The 19,198-nt window shown below is 38.9% G+C and carries 14 protein-coding genes; 2 read left to right on the top strand and 12 right to left on the bottom strand.

Features of this window, described 5'->3' with window-relative positions; all coding sequences use genetic code 11:
* Positions 1 to 254 precede the first annotated feature (254 nt).
* From rpoD to tig, 6 genes are all read right to left on the bottom strand, one after another.
* Positions 255 to 1,388, bottom strand: a complete 1,134-nt coding sequence (gene rpoD / locus ACTVAI_RS08015; protein ID WP_443473022.1) for an RNA polymerase sigma factor RpoD — start codon at positions 1,386 to 1,388, stop codon at positions 255 to 257.
* Positions 1,389 to 1,415: 27 nt separating this feature from the next.
* Complete coding sequence (dnaG, locus tag ACTVAI_RS08010) at positions 1,416 to 3,278, bottom strand: DNA primase (protein WP_443486347.1); 1,863 nt, start codon at positions 3,276 to 3,278, stop codon at positions 1,416 to 1,418.
* Between the two features lie 155 nt (positions 3,279 to 3,433).
* Complete coding sequence (locus ACTVAI_RS08005) at positions 3,434 to 4,702, bottom strand: MFS transporter (RefSeq protein WP_443486346.1); 1,269 nt, start codon at positions 4,700 to 4,702, stop codon at positions 3,434 to 3,436.
* An 89-nt stretch (positions 4,703 to 4,791) separates the two neighbouring features.
* Positions 4,792 to 5,388, bottom strand: a complete 597-nt coding sequence (yihA, locus tag ACTVAI_RS08000) for a ribosome biogenesis GTP-binding protein YihA/YsxC (RefSeq protein WP_443473019.1) — start codon at positions 5,386 to 5,388, stop codon at positions 4,792 to 4,794.
* A gap of 92 nt (positions 5,389 to 5,480) precedes the next feature.
* A complete protein-coding gene (gene clpX, locus ACTVAI_RS07995) occupies positions 5,481 to 6,722 on the bottom strand; it encodes an ATP-dependent Clp protease ATP-binding subunit ClpX (protein ID WP_443473018.1) in 1,242 nt (413 codons plus the stop codon).
* A gap of 176 nt (positions 6,723 to 6,898) precedes the next feature.
* The gene (gene tig, locus ACTVAI_RS07990) at positions 6,899 to 8,179 is read right to left on the bottom strand and encodes a trigger factor (protein ID WP_443473017.1); all 1,281 of its coding nucleotides are present in this window, start codon (positions 8,177 to 8,179) and stop codon (positions 6,899 to 6,901) included.
* 265 nt (positions 8,180 to 8,444) lie between these two features.
* Between tig and recU the strand changes: the two genes are divergently transcribed.
* Together recU and ACTVAI_RS07980 are read left to right on the top strand one after the other, a co-directional pair.
* Complete coding sequence (gene recU, locus ACTVAI_RS07985; RefSeq protein WP_443473016.1) at positions 8,445 to 9,062, top strand: Holliday junction resolvase RecU; 618 nt, start codon at positions 8,445 to 8,447, stop codon at positions 9,060 to 9,062.
* Between the two features lie 12 nt (positions 9,063 to 9,074).
* Positions 9,075 to 11,672: a PBP1A family penicillin-binding protein gene (locus tag ACTVAI_RS07980; RefSeq protein WP_443473015.1), complete on the top strand. Its 2,598-nt coding sequence runs from the start codon at positions 9,075 to 9,077 to the stop codon at positions 11,670 to 11,672.
* A 45-nt stretch (positions 11,673 to 11,717) separates the two neighbouring features.
* Here ACTVAI_RS07980 and ACTVAI_RS07975 read toward each other — a convergent pair whose 3' ends face one another.
* The 6 genes from ACTVAI_RS07975 to ACTVAI_RS07950 all read right to left on the bottom strand — a co-directional run bounded on the left by ACTVAI_RS07975 (position 11,718) and on the right by ACTVAI_RS07950 (position 19,196).
* The gene (locus ACTVAI_RS07975) at positions 11,718 to 12,413 is read right to left on the bottom strand and encodes a DnaD domain protein (protein ID WP_443473014.1); all 696 of its coding nucleotides are present in this window, start codon (positions 12,411 to 12,413) and stop codon (positions 11,718 to 11,720) included.
* Between the two features lie 66 nt (positions 12,414 to 12,479).
* Positions 12,480 to 13,763, bottom strand: a complete 1,284-nt coding sequence (gene asnS, locus ACTVAI_RS07970; protein ID WP_443473135.1) for an asparagine--tRNA ligase — start codon at positions 13,761 to 13,763, stop codon at positions 12,480 to 12,482.
* Between the two features lie 33 nt (positions 13,764 to 13,796).
* Positions 13,797 to 14,984: a pyridoxal phosphate-dependent aminotransferase gene (locus ACTVAI_RS07965; protein ID WP_443473134.1), complete on the bottom strand. Its 1,188-nt coding sequence runs from the start codon at positions 14,982 to 14,984 to the stop codon at positions 13,797 to 13,799.
* Between the two features lie 18 nt (positions 14,985 to 15,002).
* Positions 15,003 to 15,482, bottom strand: a complete 480-nt coding sequence (locus ACTVAI_RS07960; protein WP_443473013.1) for a cell wall elongation regulator TseB-like domain-containing protein — start codon at positions 15,480 to 15,482, stop codon at positions 15,003 to 15,005.
* A gap of 105 nt (positions 15,483 to 15,587) precedes the next feature.
* On the bottom strand, positions 15,588 to 18,332 hold the full coding sequence (locus ACTVAI_RS07955; protein ID WP_443486345.1) for a helicase C-terminal domain-containing protein: 2,745 nt from the start codon (positions 18,330 to 18,332) through the stop codon (positions 15,588 to 15,590).
* A gap of 393 nt (positions 18,333 to 18,725) precedes the next feature.
* Positions 18,726 to 19,196: a hypothetical protein gene (locus ACTVAI_RS07950; RefSeq protein WP_443473011.1), complete on the bottom strand. Its 471-nt coding sequence runs from the start codon at positions 19,194 to 19,196 to the stop codon at positions 18,726 to 18,728.
* Positions 19,197 to 19,198: the final 2 nt, after the last annotated feature.

Below are 19,198 nucleotides of genomic sequence, written 5' to 3'. Positions count from 1 at the left end.
ACCTTTATTCGAAACCCGTTTGACAAAGGGATTTTTAGCGATTTCTGCCACTTCTACATCGGTAAAGAGCCGCTTCGACATGCTCATCCTTCCTTTCCTGTTTGCAGGTTCTATTCTGTTTCTACTAGTCTAGCAATAAACTTGATGTTCCATCCAGTTTGATATACAAAAAGACCCTATAAAGGGTCTCTTTTTTAAAGAGTCCACTTTATAGGGTCCATTTTATATCGAGGGTTCCTGCTTTTCAATCTATTTTATTCTAAAAAGTCTTTCAATTGTTTTGAACGACTTGGATGACGAAGTTTACGTAAAGCTTTAGCTTCAATTTGACGAATCCGTTCTCTCGTAACACCAAATACTTTACCTACCTGTTCAAGCGTACGAACATTTCCATCGTCCAAACCAAAGCGAAGACGTAATACGTTCTCTTCACGATCTGTTAAAGTATCCAGAACTTCTTCCAATTGTTCTTTCAACAATGTTTGGGCAGTATGTTCTGCAGGACTGGTTACATCTTGGTCTTCAATGAAATCTCCTAAGTGGGAATCATCTTCTTCCCCAATTGGTGTTTCCAAAGATACTGGTTCTTGCGCAATTTTAAGAATTTCACGTACTTTTTCAGTTGGCAAGTCCATTTCCGCCCCAATTTCTTCCGGTGTCGGTTCGCGGCCTAAATCTTGCAATAACTGTCTTTGAATACGGACTAATTTATTGATGGTTTCAACCATGTGTACCGGAATACGAATTGTGCGGGCTTGGTCAGCAATGGCACGTGTAATTGCTTGACGAATCCACCAAGTCGCATATGTAGAGAATTTGAACCCTTTTTCGTGGTCGAATTTTTCTACAGCTTTCATAAGCCCCATGTTTCCCTCTTGAATCAAATCCAAGAATTGCATCCCACGACCAACGTAGCGTTTTGCAATCGAAACTACCAATCGCAAGTTTGCTTCAGCTAACTCTTGTTTGGCTTCAGGATCGCCGTGTTGAATACGAATTGCCAATTCTTTTTCTTCATCTGCCGTTAATAAAGAAACACGACCAATTTCTTTTAAGTACATTCTTACCGGATCATTGATCTTAACGCCAGCGGGTGCTTTTGTATCATCTTCGATTTCTTCTGGTTTCTTTTTGTCTGAATCTTTATCTGCGTCAGTCGTCTTCAATTGACGCGCTGTTGGGCCTCCGTCAGCGTCTACAACACTAACCCCGCTATCTTCCATTTTTTGGATTAGTTTATCCATTTCATCCGCATTGAGCTGGAATGGCGTGGCGATTTTATCTGTAAGGTCATCATAAAATATCGACCCCAACAACTTTTGCTCTTTAACTACCTGGTTCGTCACCTGTGTTAATGTTTTACCTTGTTCATTTTTTTCTATTGCCATAAAATGATTCCTCCATCCCGGTATGGATTATTTCTTTGTCATTTTCAGTTGCCTATTGAGATAAATAATATCAGCTAATAAACTCTTTGCCTTTTCTTTATCACTGCTACGGGCAGCTGCCTTCATTTCCTGGTTCTTTTGTTTCAATTGTTCCTGTAGTGTGGAATGGTTTAAGCTGGTAATGATGTCACTGATTTCCTGTCTAGAAACTTCTGCCTGAATCTCATTCATGTTGATTGCAGATACGATTTCGATTTGCTTTTGGTTTCTAAGGCGATCCAAAAAGTGATCAATATGTCCAACCGACTGTAGCTCTTCACGAAAAGCACTATAAAGGAAATAAATTGTTTGATGTTCTTCATTGGAAAAATGGAACTCAGGTGAAAGTTCATTGAGATAATGCCAAGCTTCTTCATGATGGAAAAGACGGTTCAGTAATTGTCGTTCCGTTAAATCTGCTTTAGTTAATTGTTGTTTAACCGGCATCTCCATTGTGGTCACAGTTGCATGTTGCTGCTTCGATGTTTCTTCTTGTCGCTTGGTTTTCATGTGAACTTGTTGATATTCCTGCAACTGTTTTTTCAAAACAGCTAAATCAATATCAAAATCTTCAGAAAGTTCGTTTAAATAAAGCTCTCTTTCAATAAGCGATTCAACTTGAACCAACTTCCGCAACATACTTTCCAGATACTCAACTCTGTTTTTCTCGGAATCTAAATCCAATTGCGATTTTAAGAAACGCGCATGGAACTGAAAAGTAGATTCGCGATGGCCTGTGATGCCTTCCTGAAACGCCTTGGGTCCTTTTGATTGAATATAGTCATCCGGATCCATCCCTGGTTCCATTGGGAAAACAGACACATCAAAACGGTGATTGCTATCCAGCAAATCAATAGCTTTTTTTGTTGCTTCCAAACCGGCACGGTCACCATCATAGCATAACACGACTGAGTCTACGGTTTTATTAAGTATGCGTGTTTGTTCGTCCGTGAGTGCTGTCCCCATCGAAGCAACACCATTTTTTATGCCTGCCTGCCACGCGGATATGACATCCATGTAGCCTTCAAATAATACCACTTCAGATGATTTCCGCATGTGTGCACGTGCTTTGTCCAAGTTAAACAAGAAATTCCGTTTCGAAAATAAAAGTGTTTCAGGACTGTTAAGGTATTTAGCCTCATGAAAGTCCGATTCAATTCCATCTTGTGTGGGCACCAATCTACCCGAAAAAGCAATTGTTGCTCCTTTTTCATTTCGAAGCGGAAAAATAATTCTACCGGCAAAGCGATCAAGTAATTCCGACGTGTCTTGTCGATCCGAAAAAATTCCCGTTTCTTTTAGAAGTGAGAGTGGGTAATTCTGTTTGGCCAATATTTGCTGGGTTGCGGTCTTATCAGGTGGTGAAAAGCCAATCTGATATTCTTGTAGCAACTCCTGCGTAAAACCTCTTTTTATTAAATAGTCCAAAGCTGCTTCGCCCGTCACGGTATTCATCAGCACTTGATGATAAAAAGCGGTAGCTGCTTCATGAACAGCGATTAATTTATCTTTTTTATTTTGCAACTCACTGCGCGGTTGGTTATCATCCAAATCGATGTTAACACTTATATCGCTCATTTCAGCTGCTTTTTTTACTGACTCAACAAAACTAATTCCGTCAACTTCCATTAAAAAAGTAAACAAATTTCCACCACGCCCGCAGCTGAAGCAATGGAATATTTGCTTTTCGTCGGTTACAGAAAAAGATGGTGTACGTTCGTCGTGGAATGGACAAAAACCAAAGTAGTTTTTCCCTCTTTTCTTTAATTGCACATATTGGCTGACAATATCGACGATATTTGTTTCCGATCTAATTTTATTGATTGTTTCTTCTGGAATTCTGGTTGCCAAAAAATCCACCTCGTTAATGCAAATCATTCTCAAAATGTGCATAAAGATACAACTTAAATTATACCAAAATCATCTCGAAATAGCAATTACTTACATTGGGCAAAAACATCTAGCTCCGCCTGGCCTATTAGCCACGCGGAGCTGGTGATGCTCTTCTACTCACTTATGCTTTCAGGAATTTTTACAAAAGTTAAAAGGATTCCACCAATAACGAACAGCACAATCAGCGCGAACACCCCATCCAATGAATTACCTGTAGCTTGTGCAATAAGTCCTACCAGAAGCGGCCCCACAACAGCTGCGAATTTTCCGAAAATGTTATAGAAACCGAAATATTCATTTGAACGCCCTTCTGGAATCAACTGCCCAAACAGCGAACGGCTAAGGGATTGGATTCCTCCTTGTGCAGTTCCCACCAACAAAGCTAAAATGATAAACGTCCGCAATGAATCGAGTTGCAGTGCATAAACACAAATAAAAGTATAAGTAATAATCCCCACAAAAATCATGTTTTTTGCCCCGAAACGTTTAGCCAGCACACCGTACAATATGGAGAAAGGAAAGGCAACAAATTGGACCACCAGCATAACCACTATCAGATCATTTGCAGAAAGACCAATATCACTCCCAATGGCTGTAGCCATTTTAAATATCGTTCCAACGCCATCAATGTAAAAGAAATAAGCTAGTAAAAATAGAAAAGCTTGCTTATGTTGGCGGATACCTCTAACTGTCTCACACAGTCTTTTGAAACTATTCTTTACGATATGGGGTTCTCGTTTAATAAATGATTTTTGCTTAACATTTTTCCAATAGGGAATGGTAAAAGCAAACCACCATATTGCCGTTAAAACAAATCCCAGCTTAATGAGTGCCACTTGGGAAATAGGTAATAGACCGGTTAGCTGAAAAATAATAAAGATAATAAAAGGAATTGAACTTCCAATATATCCCCAACCAAAACCGGCTGCAGAAATCCTGTGCATACGGGTCTTCGTTGTCACATCAACGAGAGAACCGTCGTAAAAAATATTAGCACCGGAAAAACCAATGGCTGAAATAATATAGAAGAAAAATAAAAATTGCCAGTTTCCCCCTGGAGCGAAAGCAAATGCAAGTGTTGCCAAAATCCCACCGATTGTAAACCAGGAAAACATGGGCATCCGTTGGTCTTTGTAATCTGCCAAAGCCCCCAAAACGGGTGCTAAAACTGAAATAATTAACGTGGCTATCGAATTCGCATATCCCCAATACGCAGTCGAAGTAACCTCATTCAATCCGCCTGATTCAGCGACTGCCTTAAAAAACAAAGGAAAAACAGCAGTTGTTATCATAATGGAATAAGCTGAGTTAGCCCAATCCTGTAAAATCCAACTTCGTTCTTCTTTTGTATATTTAAAACGTCCCTTTTTCACTTGCTCCATTACAGAACCCCCTCATTTTTCAATTCATACTTGAATCTTATCGGATGGTTTTCATTTGAGCAATATAGATTTAAAATTTTACCTTAAATTTACACTGTCTCATTATTCAAATAGGGTTCTATAACTGCCCAAGCTTTGTCTTTTCCTTCGCCTGTTTCAGATGAAAAGACAATTAAGGATTCCATGCTAGGTAAATTCATTGCTTTTTTTATAACGGAAGCATGTTGGTTCCATTTACCCCGTGGGATTTTGTCGCATTTTGTAGCTACAACGGTATAAGGTAAGCCGTAATATTCAACAAATTCCTTCATCTGAATGTCATCAGCAGTCGGCGGATGACGGAAGTCAACCATCAACAATACGTGACACAGTGTATCGCGTTGAGTGAAGTACGTTTCTAACATCTGGCCCCATTTGGCGCGTTCTGTTTTGGATACTTTTGCATAACCATACCCCGGAACATCGACAAAATAAAAAGCCTTATTAATCAAATAATAATTTAAGGTTTGCGTTTTTCCAGGTTTACTGGAAGTCCGTGCTAAAGCTTTCCGGTTGATCAGCTTGTTTATGAAAGAAGATTTTCCGACATTGGAACGTCCGGCCAAAGCAAATTCAGGTAAACCTGTATTTGGATACTGTTTTGGATCAACAGCACTTATGATAATTTCCGCATCTTGTACATGCATATTTTTTTCACTTCCTCAAGATATTTTTCTATATTATACATGAAAAAACCAATGTTTGGGGCATTACCCAAACATTGGTTTCAATCATGAGATTAACTAATCAAACGTTGATCTTCATCATACAATAAAGGTTTTCCTTCACCATCGATAATGTCTTTCGTAATTACTACTTTTGTTATTTCATCACGGCTTGGGATTTCATACATGATATCCAGCATAACATTTTCGATAATGGATCTTAAGCCACGAGCGCCAGTATTACGCTCAATGGCGCGTTTGGCAATTGCTTTTAAGGCATCCTCTTCAAATTCCAATACAACATTGTCCAATTCCAATAGTTTTTGGTACTGTTTAACAAGTGCATTTTTGGGTTCTGTCAAAATACGGACTAAATCTTCTTCCGTCAATTTATCCAGCGCCGCCATAATTGGCAATCGCCCAATAAACTCCGGAATAAGTCCGAATTTTAGCAAATCCTCAGGAATGATTTGTTGCATCAAGCTCTTGTCGTTCTCATCTTTCGACTGAGTTTTACCAAAACCAATTACTTTTTCACCCAAACGCTCTTTAACGATTGACTCGATCCCATCAAAGGCACCGCCGACAATGAAAAGAATATTGGTCGTATCAAACTGGATAAATTCTTGTTGGGGATGCTTACGTCCGCCTTGTGGTGGAACATTTGCAACTGTACCTTCAAGAATTTTTAGAAGTGCTTGTTGAACCCCTTCTCCACTTACATCGCGTGTAATAGATACATTCTCGCTCTTACGAGCAATTTTATCGATTTCATCGACGTAGATAATACCACGTTGCGCGCGTTCCAAGTCATAATCCGCTGCTTGTAAAAGCTTCAGTAGAATATTTTCAACGTCTTCTCCAACATAACCAGCTTCTGTTAAACTTGTCGCGTCCGCAATAGCAAAAGGCACATCAAGAATTCGTGCTAATGTTTGACCCAAGAAAGTTTTTCCTGATCCTGTAGGACCAATTAAACAGATATTACTTTTTTGTAGTTCAATATCATCATCATTTTGTGCATCCATTTGACCAATACGTTTGTAATGGTTGTATACCGCAACAGAAAGAGTTTTCTTTGCTTTATCTTGTCCTATTACATAATCACTCAAAATTTTACGGATTTCTTGTGGCTTCGGAACATCACCAAAATCTACTGTTTCCCCACTGTAAATCTCTTCATCAATTATTTCTTTACACAAATCAATACATTCATTACAAATATACACATCTGGTCCAGCAATAATTTTTTTTACTTGATCAGAAGATTTTCCACAAAAGGAACAGTGAATGCTTGTACCATCATCTCGGAACATAGGCATTTTCCTTTCTTTACATAAATTTCAAAAATCGACTGGCTGTTAGTCCTTTTTTATAACGCATATAATCTTAACATATTTTGACCAAATCACAACAGTTAAGCTCATACTTAAACAAAAGGGGCAACTGCTGAATGCAATGCCCCTTTCCTTAACATTATTGATGTAATGAATTAAGCTTCAACAGCTGAATCAGTGATTAGAGCCATAGCTTTCTTCATTTGGATGTCGTTGGTAACCATTTCTTGGCTAACTAGACCGCGAACGCGCTCAACATCCATGTTGTATTGTCCTGCAAGTGTTGCAATTTCTTCATTGATTTCTTCTTCAGAAACTTCAATGTTTTCTTCTTTGATGATTTGCTCAAGAACAAGTGTCGTTTTTGTACGGATATCCGCATCAACTTCCATTTGTTTGTGCAAGTCTTGTTCTGTTGTACCAGTAATTTGGTAGTACAATTCAGGATTAATCCCTTGACGTTGCATATCATTCAAGAATAGATCCATTTGACGGTGAACTTCGTCATGAACCATTACGTGCGGCAATTCAACAACTTCTGCATTTTCAACTGCTTGACGGATAGCTGCATCTTGTACAATTTCGTCAGCGGCAGCTGTTTTGCTGTCTTCAAGTTCTTTACGGATTTTAGCTTTCAATTCGTCCAAAGTTTCAACATCTTCTTCTAAATCTTTAGCAAATTCGTCATCTAGAGCTGGCAATTCTTTTGTTTTAACTTCGTGAACAACAACTTTGAAAGTTGCTTCTTTACCAGCTAAATCAGCAGCTTGGTATTCTTCAGGGAATGTAACAACAACATCTTTTTCGTCCCCTGCTTTAGTTCCAACCAATTGCTCTTCAAAGCCTGGAATGAATGAGTTTGATCCCAATTCCAAAGAATGGTTTTGGTCTTTTCCGCCTTCAAAAGCTTCTTCTCCCAAGAACCCTTCATAGTCAATTACTACTGTATCACCTTCAGCAGCAGCATCTTCTTTAATAACTAATTCTGCATGACGTTCTTGGCGTTGTTTCAATGCATCCTCAACGTCAGCATCTGTTACTTCGCGGTCTTGTTTTTCAACAGTCAAGTTTTTGTATTCACCCAATTTAACTTCAGGTTTAACTGTTACATCAGCAGTCAATACCCAAGGTTGACCTTTTTCCATGCTCTTGATGTCAATGTTTGGTTGAGAAACAGGGTTAATTCCTGCTTCTTTAACAGCAGCATCATAAGCTGTAGGCAATGCTTGGTTCAATGCATCTTCATACAATGATGCTTCGCCGTAAGTTTTGTTAAAGATATGACGCGGAACTTTTCCTTTTCTGAATCCAGGAGCGGTAATGTTTTTTCTAACTTTCTTAAAAACTTTATCCATCTCAGCTTGCATTGTTGCTTCAGGTATTTCGAATGTTAAGACACCTTCGTTAGTGCCCGTTTTTTCCCAATTTACAGTCATTATCTTTCCTCCAAAAATGTATCATTTTCGCAATAGTTATACCATTGCATACCCATTTAGTTTACACTAGAAGTATTGCAAAGTAAACAAAAACCGCCAGTTCTACAAGCAACAAACTTGAAAAAATCTCTAAGGGTGATAAAATCTTACAGATGTGATGAGTATGATGAGCATTATTTTTAGTGATTTTATTATAAACTTAAAACTAATTCCATGTTTTTTTCAAATATAATTGCTAAAATTTATCAAAGGGAGTGATAACAAGATGATGAATTACCCAAACGGAAAAGTCTATCGCGCCCCTATGCGAAAAAATGTAGAAAAACGTCCAAAAACATCCGTCAGTCACGCAAAGCGTGGAATGGCATTGGAGGAGCAAATTTCAGAATCAAATCAATATTACCTGCAAAAAGGAATAGCAGTTATTCACAAAAAACCTACCCCCATCCAGGTGGTTAAAGTGGATTATCCAAAACGAAGCGCTGCTGTCATTAAAGAGGCTTATTATCGACACTCATCCACAACTGACTTTAACGGCATTTATCAAGGAAAATACCTTGATTTTGAAGCGAAAGAAACACAAAACAAACAATCTTTTCCATTAAAAAATTTCCATGAACATCAAATCAACCATATGGAACAATGTCGCCAGTTAGGAGGCATAACATTTGTTTTAATACGTTTTTCCGTTCTCGATAGAGTCTTCCTTTTAGAAAGTTCCCACCTTTCCCTTTTCTGGGAAAATCAAAAGCAAGCTGACAAACGTAAGTCCATTCCCCTTACCTACATTGAGGAGCATGGCTATGAGATAACGTACGGGTTTCGCCCTACTCTAGATTATCTTAAAGTAATAGATATTATCATCAATGAACAAAATATATAAGAGGTGAAGGTTATGCCGAATCAGTCACAATCAAGGCAACAGAGAAAAAAAGTAACAAACAAAAGCAAAAGTAGTAAAGGAAAGAAAAAGAAAACTGATCTATGGAAAAAAGTAATCATTGCAATTTTAATCATTGGATTTACAGGTCTATTAGCTGGTGGTGGCCTCTTTGCATATTACGCCAGCAACGCACCGGAAGTTAACCGCGAAGCATTGGTGGATGCTGTTCCATCAAAATTATTAGATATTAACGACGAAGTAGCGATGGAAGTTGGAGCCGGCGCACAAAACCGTGAGCTCGCTGGAACAGAAGAAATCCCTGAATTGCTTCAACAAGCTGTTGTTTCAATTGAAGATCAACGTTTCTATGACCATATTGGCGTGGATCCCATCCGCATCCTTGGAGCAGTTGTAGCAAACTTCCGTGATGGTGGTATTTCTCAAGGTGGGAGTACAATCACCCAACAGTTAATTAAGTTGTCTTTCTTCTCCACTTCTGAAGAAGATCAAACACTAGAAAGAAAAGCACAAGAAGCATGGATGGCTCTGAAATTAGAACGTGAAATTTCCAAAGATGAAATTTTAGCACTCTATATCAATAAAGTTTATATGGGAAACAATGTATATGGAATGGCAACTGCTGCAGAATACTACTATGGCAAAGAATTAGCAGATTTAACCTTGTCCGAAGCAGCTACTTTAGCCGGTATGCCGCAAGCCCCTTCTTATTACGATCCATATTTGAACCCAGCCGAAACAGAAGAACGTCGAAATATCGTATTGATGATGATGGTCGACCACGGCGCCATTTCCGAAGAACAGCGTGCCGAAGCAACAGCAGTACCTGTAACCGAAAACTTAGTCGATCATTCCAACGATGTTGATAATTCACTCGTTATGGATTCTTACTTACAACTTGTCATGGAAGAAGTTTATGAAAAAACTGGTCTTGAAGTCGAAATGGGTGGATTGACCATCGAAACTAATTTAGACATGGATGCCCAACAACATTTGTACGATATCGTTAACTCTGAAGATTATATCCTTTTCCCGGATGACGAAGTACAAACCGCTGTTACACTTGTTGATGTAGATACGGGTGCGTTGAATGCCGTGGTCGGAAACAGAAAAAAAACTAATTTACTTGCGATAAACTATGCGGATCAAAATACGCGTAGTGTCGCCTCTACAATCAAACCATTGATCGATTATGCGCCTGCGATTGAGTATAATTCATTGTCAACGGGTTCTTTAATCGTCGATGAAGAAATGAACTACCCTGATGGCACCCCCATCAGGAACTATGATCTGCTTTATCGTGGCGATTTAACCATTCGCGAAGCTTTAGTGGATTCTCGAAATGTACCGGCGGTTAAACTTTTAACTGATGTTGTTGGCATTGACAATGCAGCTGCCTTCTTGAGTAAGCTGGGAATAGACAGCGTCCAAAAAGACGGTGGCGACGAAATATACCCTTCTAATGCCCTTCAAGGATCTATTTCTAACATCCAAATGGCAGCAGCCTATGCTGCTTTTGCAAATGGCGGAACTTATTACAAACCCTATACTGTTCAATCCGTTACAGACTCTAAAGGGAATGTATATGAATTTAAACCTGACGGAACAGTAGCCATGAAAGACTCTACAGCCTATATGATGACTGACATGATGAAAGACGTTGTCACCGTATCTGCTCCTAACGCACTGGTTCCAGGTGTTCCTGTTGCTGGGAAAACGGGTACTGAAGAATTTTCCGATTCAGATTTAGCGCTTGTAGAAGCAACCCATGAAATGAATGTGGCTAAAGATTCCTGGTTCGTCGGTTACTCACCTAATTATTCGGTTGCCGTGTGGATGGGATATGAAGAAATATTACCAGGGAATTATCTGGAATTTCAAACGCGTGAAATTACACGTTACATCTTCCAAGAGTTAATGAGTTATGTTTCGCAAGACATTGATAACCCAGATTGGGTCAAACCCGATTCGGTAGTGGAAGCAACAATGGAAAAGTTCAGCAATCCAGTCGCTAAGCCTGGTCCGAATACGCCAAGCAATATGCAGATTAACGAATTATTTGTCAAAGGGACCGAACCTACTGCAATTTCACGTAAATACGGTGAAGAACTGAAAGCTCCAACAGGTTTGAAAGCATCCTATAACAAAGATACAAACAAATTAACAATTTCCTGGGATGCATATAAATTAGCAAGTGGCGACAATCGCACACCGCAGTTTGATGTTACCGTTGGTTCAAATTCCCAACCCACAACTGCCACGCAGTTAGTGGTTGATAATCCTGCAAAAGGAAATATCCAAATTTCAATACGTGCCAAACTGGGATCTGCTACTTCACCGCCTGCTTCTATCCAAATAACGATAGAAGAACCGAAAGAACCGGAAAAAGAAGAAAGTAGCGAACCGGAAAGCTCCTCTTCTAGTTCAGAAAGCAGTGAAGAAGTTTCAAGTTCCTCGAGCGAGGAACAATCCTCGAGTGAGTCAAGCGAGACTGAGGCGGTAACTCCATCTCAAGAAAGCAAACCAGAAGAGTCGAGTGAAGCTCCTCAAACGGAATCAGAAGAGTCAGAAAACACTGATAATAACGAATAAAATACGCTCCTGTTCAAGCTCTTAGCTTGAACAGGAGCGTATTTTTTATTCTGAAGAATCCAACCAGTTGAAAAGCGGAACGTGCTCAGTTGGTTCATTACTTTCCGTTTTATCCCCCTGATTTTGAAATTGAGAATAGCGTTTTGTTTCTTCTTTCGCTTGATTCGAAGTTCGAATGTTTTTCTTTTCCCAAGACATCAATATCCGATCAATATAGCGCAGACTGTATTTTTGGTTTAGAACCGCTTCTCGTAAGCCCTCTAAAATAAGCTCTTTAGAATACCGGTCTCTATCCAGCCAATCTCCCACCGTTTGAATTTCAATTGGTGTCAGCAGTCTCCCAAACTCTTGTTGGAAAATTTCAAGTAAATCAATGTCATTGGAGGACGTTTGATTGCTAACCTGTTTCTTATCCAAAAACATTGCTAATTTTTTATAGAGAGGCATTAAGGAATAGCGATCTGAGTCTTTTCCCGCCCCATCTTTTTCGGTTTGAATAATAACAATTTTCCTTTGAATTAAGTCATGTAAGATGGCAAAAACTTTTGATTCCGTTAACCCCATTCGTTCGGAGATATTTGCCATATTGGGGAAATAGTGTTTCTGATCTAAATAGCTCTTCAATTGAATGACGAATATGAGTTCCTCACTACTAAGTCCCAAAGCTTGATAATGCTCTAAAAGACCATTTTCAATGACCGTTTGCCCTTGGTTTAACCAATTTTCCAATAAATCACTCATTTCTTCATACTCCTATTAAAAAGAGAGCAATACAGATAAACTGTTGCTCCCTCATTATTGTATTAATTATGGGTAAAGACGGTTTAACAAACGTGGGAAAGCACTTGCTTCACGAATATGTTCTGTTCCCGTAATCCATGTAACAGCTCTTTCCAAGCCTAAACCAAAACCGGAATGTGGAACGGAACCATATTTACGCAAATCTAAATACCAACCGTAATCTTCGAGAGATAGACCAAATTTTTCGATTTGTTGACTTAGTTTGTCGTAATCAACTTCACGTTCACTACCACCAATAATTTCTCCGTATCCTTCTGGAGCAATCAAATCCGCACACAAAACAACATCATCACGATCAGGATGCTCTTTCATATAGAACGGCTTAATCGCTTTAGGATAATTCAAGATAAATACCGGCCCTTCAGATTGTTGCGCAATGAAGGTTTCGTGAGGCGAACCGAAGTCGTCTCCCCATGTAATGTCTTCAAAACCATTCTTCTGCAACAATTCAATTGCATCATCATAAGAAATGCGTTCGTATGGCAATTGTGTATACTTTTTAAGTAATTCTTTGTCGCGTTCCAATACATCCAAATAATAATCACAATTATCTAAAACGGATTGTACTAAATAAGCCACATATTGTTCTTGCACTTCCAGACTTTCATCTTGATGCATGAATGCCATTTCTGGCTCCATCATCCAAAATTCAATCAAGTGACGACGTGTTTTAGATTTTTCGGCACGGAAAGTTGGCCCAAACGAGAAAACTTTACCGAATGCCATTGCTGCTGCTTCCAAATACAATTGACCTGATTGAGACAAGAAAGCTTCTTGATCAAAATATTTTGTATGGAATAATTCTGTCGTCCCTTCCGGCGCGCTACCTGTTAACACAGGTGGATCAACTTTAATAAATCCTTCTTTGTTGAAGAATTCATATGTAGCACGAATAATTTCGTTACGAATTTTGAGAATAGCGTGTTGCTTAGACGAACGCAACCACAAATGACGGTGGTCCATCAAGAACTCTGTTCCATGTTCTTTTGGTGTGATTGGATAGTCATGGCTCTCGCCCAAAACTTCAATATCCTTTACTAACAGTTCATAACCAAGTTTTGAACGTGTATCTTCTTGGACAACACCAGTTACCATGATAGAAGATTCTTGTGACAAGCCCTTGGCTATTTCAAAAACTTCTGGTTCAACTTCATTTTTCAGGACAATCCCCTGGAAGTAATAATCGCCATCACGTAATTGCAGGAATGCAATTTTCCCACTGCTGCGTTTGTTTGTAACCCAGGCACCAATTTTTACTTCTTTACCTAAATTTTCCTTTGCTTGTCTCATTGTAATTCTTTCCAAGATCACTAACTCCTTTGTTTATGCATTTGCCTTATTAGTAATAAATTCCTTTATTCTATCTACCGCTTCAGTCAAAGTTTCCTCGTTCAATGTATAACTGATACGAATATAATCTGGGAATCCGAAACCATCCCCACTGATAACAGCCACTTTAGCTTCTTCAATCAAGTCAAGTGCAAAGTCACTGACTGATTCATAACCCGTCATTTCGGCAGCTTCTTTTACATTAGCAAAAACATAAAATGCACCGCGTGGTTTAACCAATTTAAATCCGGGAATAGTCTCAAGCAATGGGTATAGATGATTCAAACGTCGCTCAAATTTCAGACGCATCTCTTCGATAACGTCTTGGGGACCATTTAATGCGGCTAGTGCAGCATATTGGCTGACTGCTGCCGGATTTGCTGAGTGACTCGCAAATTCAGTCATTTTGCTGATAACTGCTTTATTTCCCATCGCATATCCGATTCTCCAACCAGTCATAGCGTATGACTTGGAGACACCATTGATAACGATTGTTTGGTTCTTAATTGCTTCCGAAATAGAAGCCAAGGAACAAGCGTCGTTACCATTGTAGCATAGGTTGTAATAAATCTCGTCAGAAACAAGGATAATGTCATTTTCAACAGCCCAGTTCCCAATACTCTCTAACTCTTCCTTAGAATAGATGGTTCCCGTAGGATTATTAGGAGAATTTAAAATCAAGGCAACGGTTTTATCAGTACGCCTAGCTTCAAGGTCTTGAACGGTCACTTTGAATTCACGTTCCGGGGTTGTGTCAATAATGACATTCATACCACCGGCTAGTTTGACTTGTTCTGTATAACTCACCCAATAAGGTGCTGGAATAAGAACTTCATCACCTGGGTTGAGGATTGTTTGGAATAAGCCGTATAAAGCATCTTTTGCACCTGTTGTAACGATGACTTCATTTGTTTCATAAGTAACGCCGTCATGTTTTTTGTGATAAGCAACGATTGCTTGTCTTAAGGGTAGAATTCCAGAAGTCGCAACATAATGATTTACTTTGTTTTGCTGAATTGCCTCAATTGCTGCATCACGAATATGCTGGGGAGTCTCGAAGTCTGGTTCCCCAACTGTCAAACTAATAATGTCCATCCCTTGTGCTTTGAGATTTTGCACCTTATTGGAAGTTCCTAATGTAGGAGACTCCTCTACTTGGAGCATACGGTCTGAAATTTTCACCATATAACATCACCATCCCTAGATATTCTTAAATTCCTTGATTTTTTCGCCAGATTTTGCCGACAACTGATAGTAACCAAGATTGCCTTTTTCGTCTTTATATGCCACTTCCCAAAATGGTTCATCATCAATAATACCGATTCGTGCTTCCAAAAGACTAGCGGGATTTACTGATGCTTGAACAATAGCTTTTGCTTCATCCGCAGTCACAATCTCTTTGGCATCAAAAATCCACTGTTGTCCACCATCTTGTTTGATTACCACATACACATAATCTTCATTTTCTGTAAAGCCAGCTACTGCAAAATACGTCTCATCAGCACCATTATACCAAAAAAAATCTTCAACCTTTTGCACACCTGCAACTTGCTCGGCAATGGCAGTCGCTTCGCTTTCCGCTTGAACAATTGGTCGTTGGGACTGATAAAAAATAGAATAGGAACCAACAATTAAAACAAACAATAAAACGATTAGCCCCATTACAATATTTCGTTTCAAATACTTAACCCTCTTCCTCTATTGCCAAGCCAATACTATATTCTAATATCATACTCAAAAATCGCTAAAAAAGGAATCACTATTTGATTCTTGCTGGATTTTTTCCTAAAATATTAAATCTTCAAAGTTTTTTTCATGAATGGTTATTCCTTCAGGTAAACTATCCTTAATTTTTTTTGCATACGGACTATATAAGAGACGATTATCAAGACAATACAGAATACCTGAATGCCCTTCTTTTCTGGAAATACGTCCCATTCCTTGAATTAAACGCATAATCATTTTGGGAAGGGATTCTGTCCTGAATGAATTTCCGCCACCAAAATCCCTGTAGTAAGTGTCAATCGCCCTATTTTCCGGTGTTTCTGGTGGATCAAACGGTAAACGTGTCATGACAACGATTTCCACTGGTTGATCCGGGAAATCTACGCCTTCCCAATAGGAACCACTCCCTAATAACACAGCTTGTTCCGCTTCTAAAAAACGTCTATGCACGCGTCGTTGGCTCCCAGAAAAGCCCTGGGCCAGAAACTCGATGCCAGTTTTTCCTCTTTCATCCCTGACTCGCAACTTATTTAATACTTCTTCCAGAACTTGATTTGAATTAAATAATACCAGTATTTTCTTATTCGTTTCTGACACTAACTGAAAGATAAAATTCGTTAGCATATTTGTCCAATCATGGTGTCCCATTTTTGTTACCGCGGGAATATCATTAGGAACGTAAATGTCTAATTTGCTTTTTACATCTTCGTATTTTGAAGTGTAAGAAATCGTTTCTAAATCCTCGATACCAATCTTACGCGAAAAATAGTTTGTCTCATCCGTTAACAGAAGCGTCGCACTGATATATAACATTTTGGAAAAAGTGGCGTTTAGTTCCTTCTGAAGTTTTTCCCCAATATCCCAGTGGTTTTTTTCCAGCCCTATCCTATCTCCGCCAAGACGATTTCCTTTTTTGATAGCGTAATAACCAAAATGATCTTTTTTCATAATTTCCGAGAAGTTATGAATGTGTTCACTCATGGCACCTATAAATATTCTCAGGCGACTGGCAAATTGCCCTTCTCCAGCGTGATGATCCAGTTCCAAATAACGTGCACCAGTTAATCTGAGTTCCTCATAATGGAGGATCAATTTACGAGCATACCGTTTAAACCAATTACTTTCCAAAAATTCACTACTTAAATAGTAACTGTCAGTATTTTTTTGCGTTTCCTTTTCATCCAAAAATTCATTTTCGAATTTTGTTTCGAGCTCCATTATGGTATTTATTAATTGGTCCATTGCGAATTCAAGGTTAATCAATTCATAATGCGGAAAGGCTGTTTTCGCATGTTGTTCCAAGTGCTCACGATAACCTCTGACTACACTAGAAAATTTATACACTTTTCTACGAATGGCCGAGAGCTGAAAAGTCACTTTTTCTTTTTCTTTGTACATTTGGGCAAATCGGTGCGCTTCGTCAACTACCAGACTAATGTCTCCGTTTTCGGACATCCCTTTAATATCTTGCATATGATGACTTAAATAAGCGTGGTTGGTCAGCAAAATACTTGCCTTTCTAGCTTTTTCCTGATGAAAGAAAAAGAAATCGAACTCCCGCCACTTTGAGTCTATTTCGTTCTCCTCAAATTTATAGGACAAAGATTCGATTAAAGAACCTATTTTATGGCTAGAACTTAATTCGGACAAGTTTCCCGTTTCCGTTTCTGTTAGCCATACATAAATACTCATCATTATTAATGCGTCTGTTCCAAATAACTCAAAAATTTTAATTTTTTCTACTTTTTCTAAATTTATTAAGTGGTTACGACTGCTAAGTTGAGAAAATAAAAGAGAAAACGGTAGCATCATTTGTACTTTTTTCATTACAGTCTCTAGCTGTTCTTGCAGTAGTAATGTTGAAGTTGAGATAACCACTTTAGATTCAGGCGAAGCTTGTAAAATAACCGGAAATAGGTATGCCAATGTTTTACCAAAACCCGCCGGTGCTTCAATAGCAAAACTATGTCGATCTGAATCTTGAAAAAATGCTTCGATTTGGTTCATCATGTCCAACTGACCTTCTCTCGTTTTGAAGGCCGTTCCCTCAGTGGCTGTTCTCCACAAATTCCTCGTATCAAAGCTATCCTTCATGCGATGACCGGTTTGTTCAACCAGAATTTCTTTTTTTCGTAATGCTATCCCACTTACTATAATAATATCTTCTGAAAGTGGTACTCTTTGTTCTCTGCTGATTTCCAGACACATTTCAAAAAAATCTTGATTATTCCTCTGAGTCTGATGACTAAGCTGATTTAATTTTTCGAGCGTTACAATGGGCAAGGAGACTGCTCTTTCTTGAAGAAAAATGAATAATTCAGCTGTCGCTCTCGCATCACCTGCAGCGTCATGAACTTTATCATGGGCGAAATTAAATTGATTAGATAAATCGGAAAGGCGATAGCTATCCAGTGTCGGGAATAATATCTTCACAAGTTCTACTGTATCTAACCCGAGAATGTTCAGTTCAGGGAGACCAGCCTCTATGAACGATTTACTTAAAAACCGATAATCAAATTCGATATTATGGGCGACAAAGACACAACCCTCAAGTAAATTGAAAACATAATCAGCAATATCTTCAAAATAAGGTGCATTTTTAACATCCTTGTTTGAAATACCGGTGAGGTTTTCAATCATGCTAGGTATTTTTTTCCCAGGATTGACCTTAAAATCATACTCTTGAATAATAGTATTATTTTGAACGAAGGTCATGCCAATCTGAATGATACGATCGCCATTCTTATAGCTTGATCCCGTTGTTTCCAAGTCGACAACGGCAAAAATCTTATCTTTAAATCCCATTTTGAATATTACCCCGATTCTACATTACATTCCTGTTGCTCTTTTTATTTTACTAGAAAATAGCCCATAATAGTAGTGATTCCCAGAAGATAGTGCCAACAAAAAAGGGTTCTTGGTTATCTGGTGTTGGTGAAGGAAATGCCCTTCGGCCTGCGTGTTTGCTTGTGTACTGCCGTGGGACCGCCCTGAGCCTGTAGTCTCCGGGCTTGCAAGCCTCAAAGGGACCGTAGACGCTGAAGCATCAACGGTCCCTATTTTCGCATTGCATCCTTGACACGGCCACCAGCAACCCCACCGTCCTGCGGGATTTCCGCGAAGAATACCTACCAACACCATAAATAATAAAACCCAAAAAAGACACAATACCCTTGTAGGCACTGTGTCTTTTCAGGTTTATAGATTGGAGTAAATATCGTCTACAGTATGATTGGGATCAACAACGATATATAATTTATCATCTACTACTTTAGAAGTTTGATACTCATTATCATTGCCGTCTGTATCCAACGCTTTGTATGGGAAGTAAATACGATCACTCTGAACAATTGTATCTGATTTTGGATGATCTTCATCAAGATACAAGATATCCATCATTTCAATGTCTTGATATTTTGCAACACGGTCAAACATTCCTGTTTCAATACCGCCTAAGTTGATATCATCAGACTTGACGTGATCAGCTTCTTGAAGGACCTCGATACGCAACGACTCACAAGGGTGGATTTCTTGGAACTCACTGTTGCCAATACGACCATAACTTGTTGAAACCTGTTTTATCCATAAATCCCCGATATGTTCCCGGTTTATTGTCCAGGTTTCGCCATTTCGGAAAATTAATTTTAAATGTGCCATTACTTTTTTCATGT

The organism is Jeotgalibaca sp. A127 (genome assembly GCF_052266745.1).
GTDB lineage: Bacteria > Bacillota > Bacilli > Lactobacillales > Aerococcaceae > Jeotgalibaca.
Note: the sequence above shows the minus strand (reverse complement) of the source record. Positions and strands in the feature narration are given on the sequence as shown.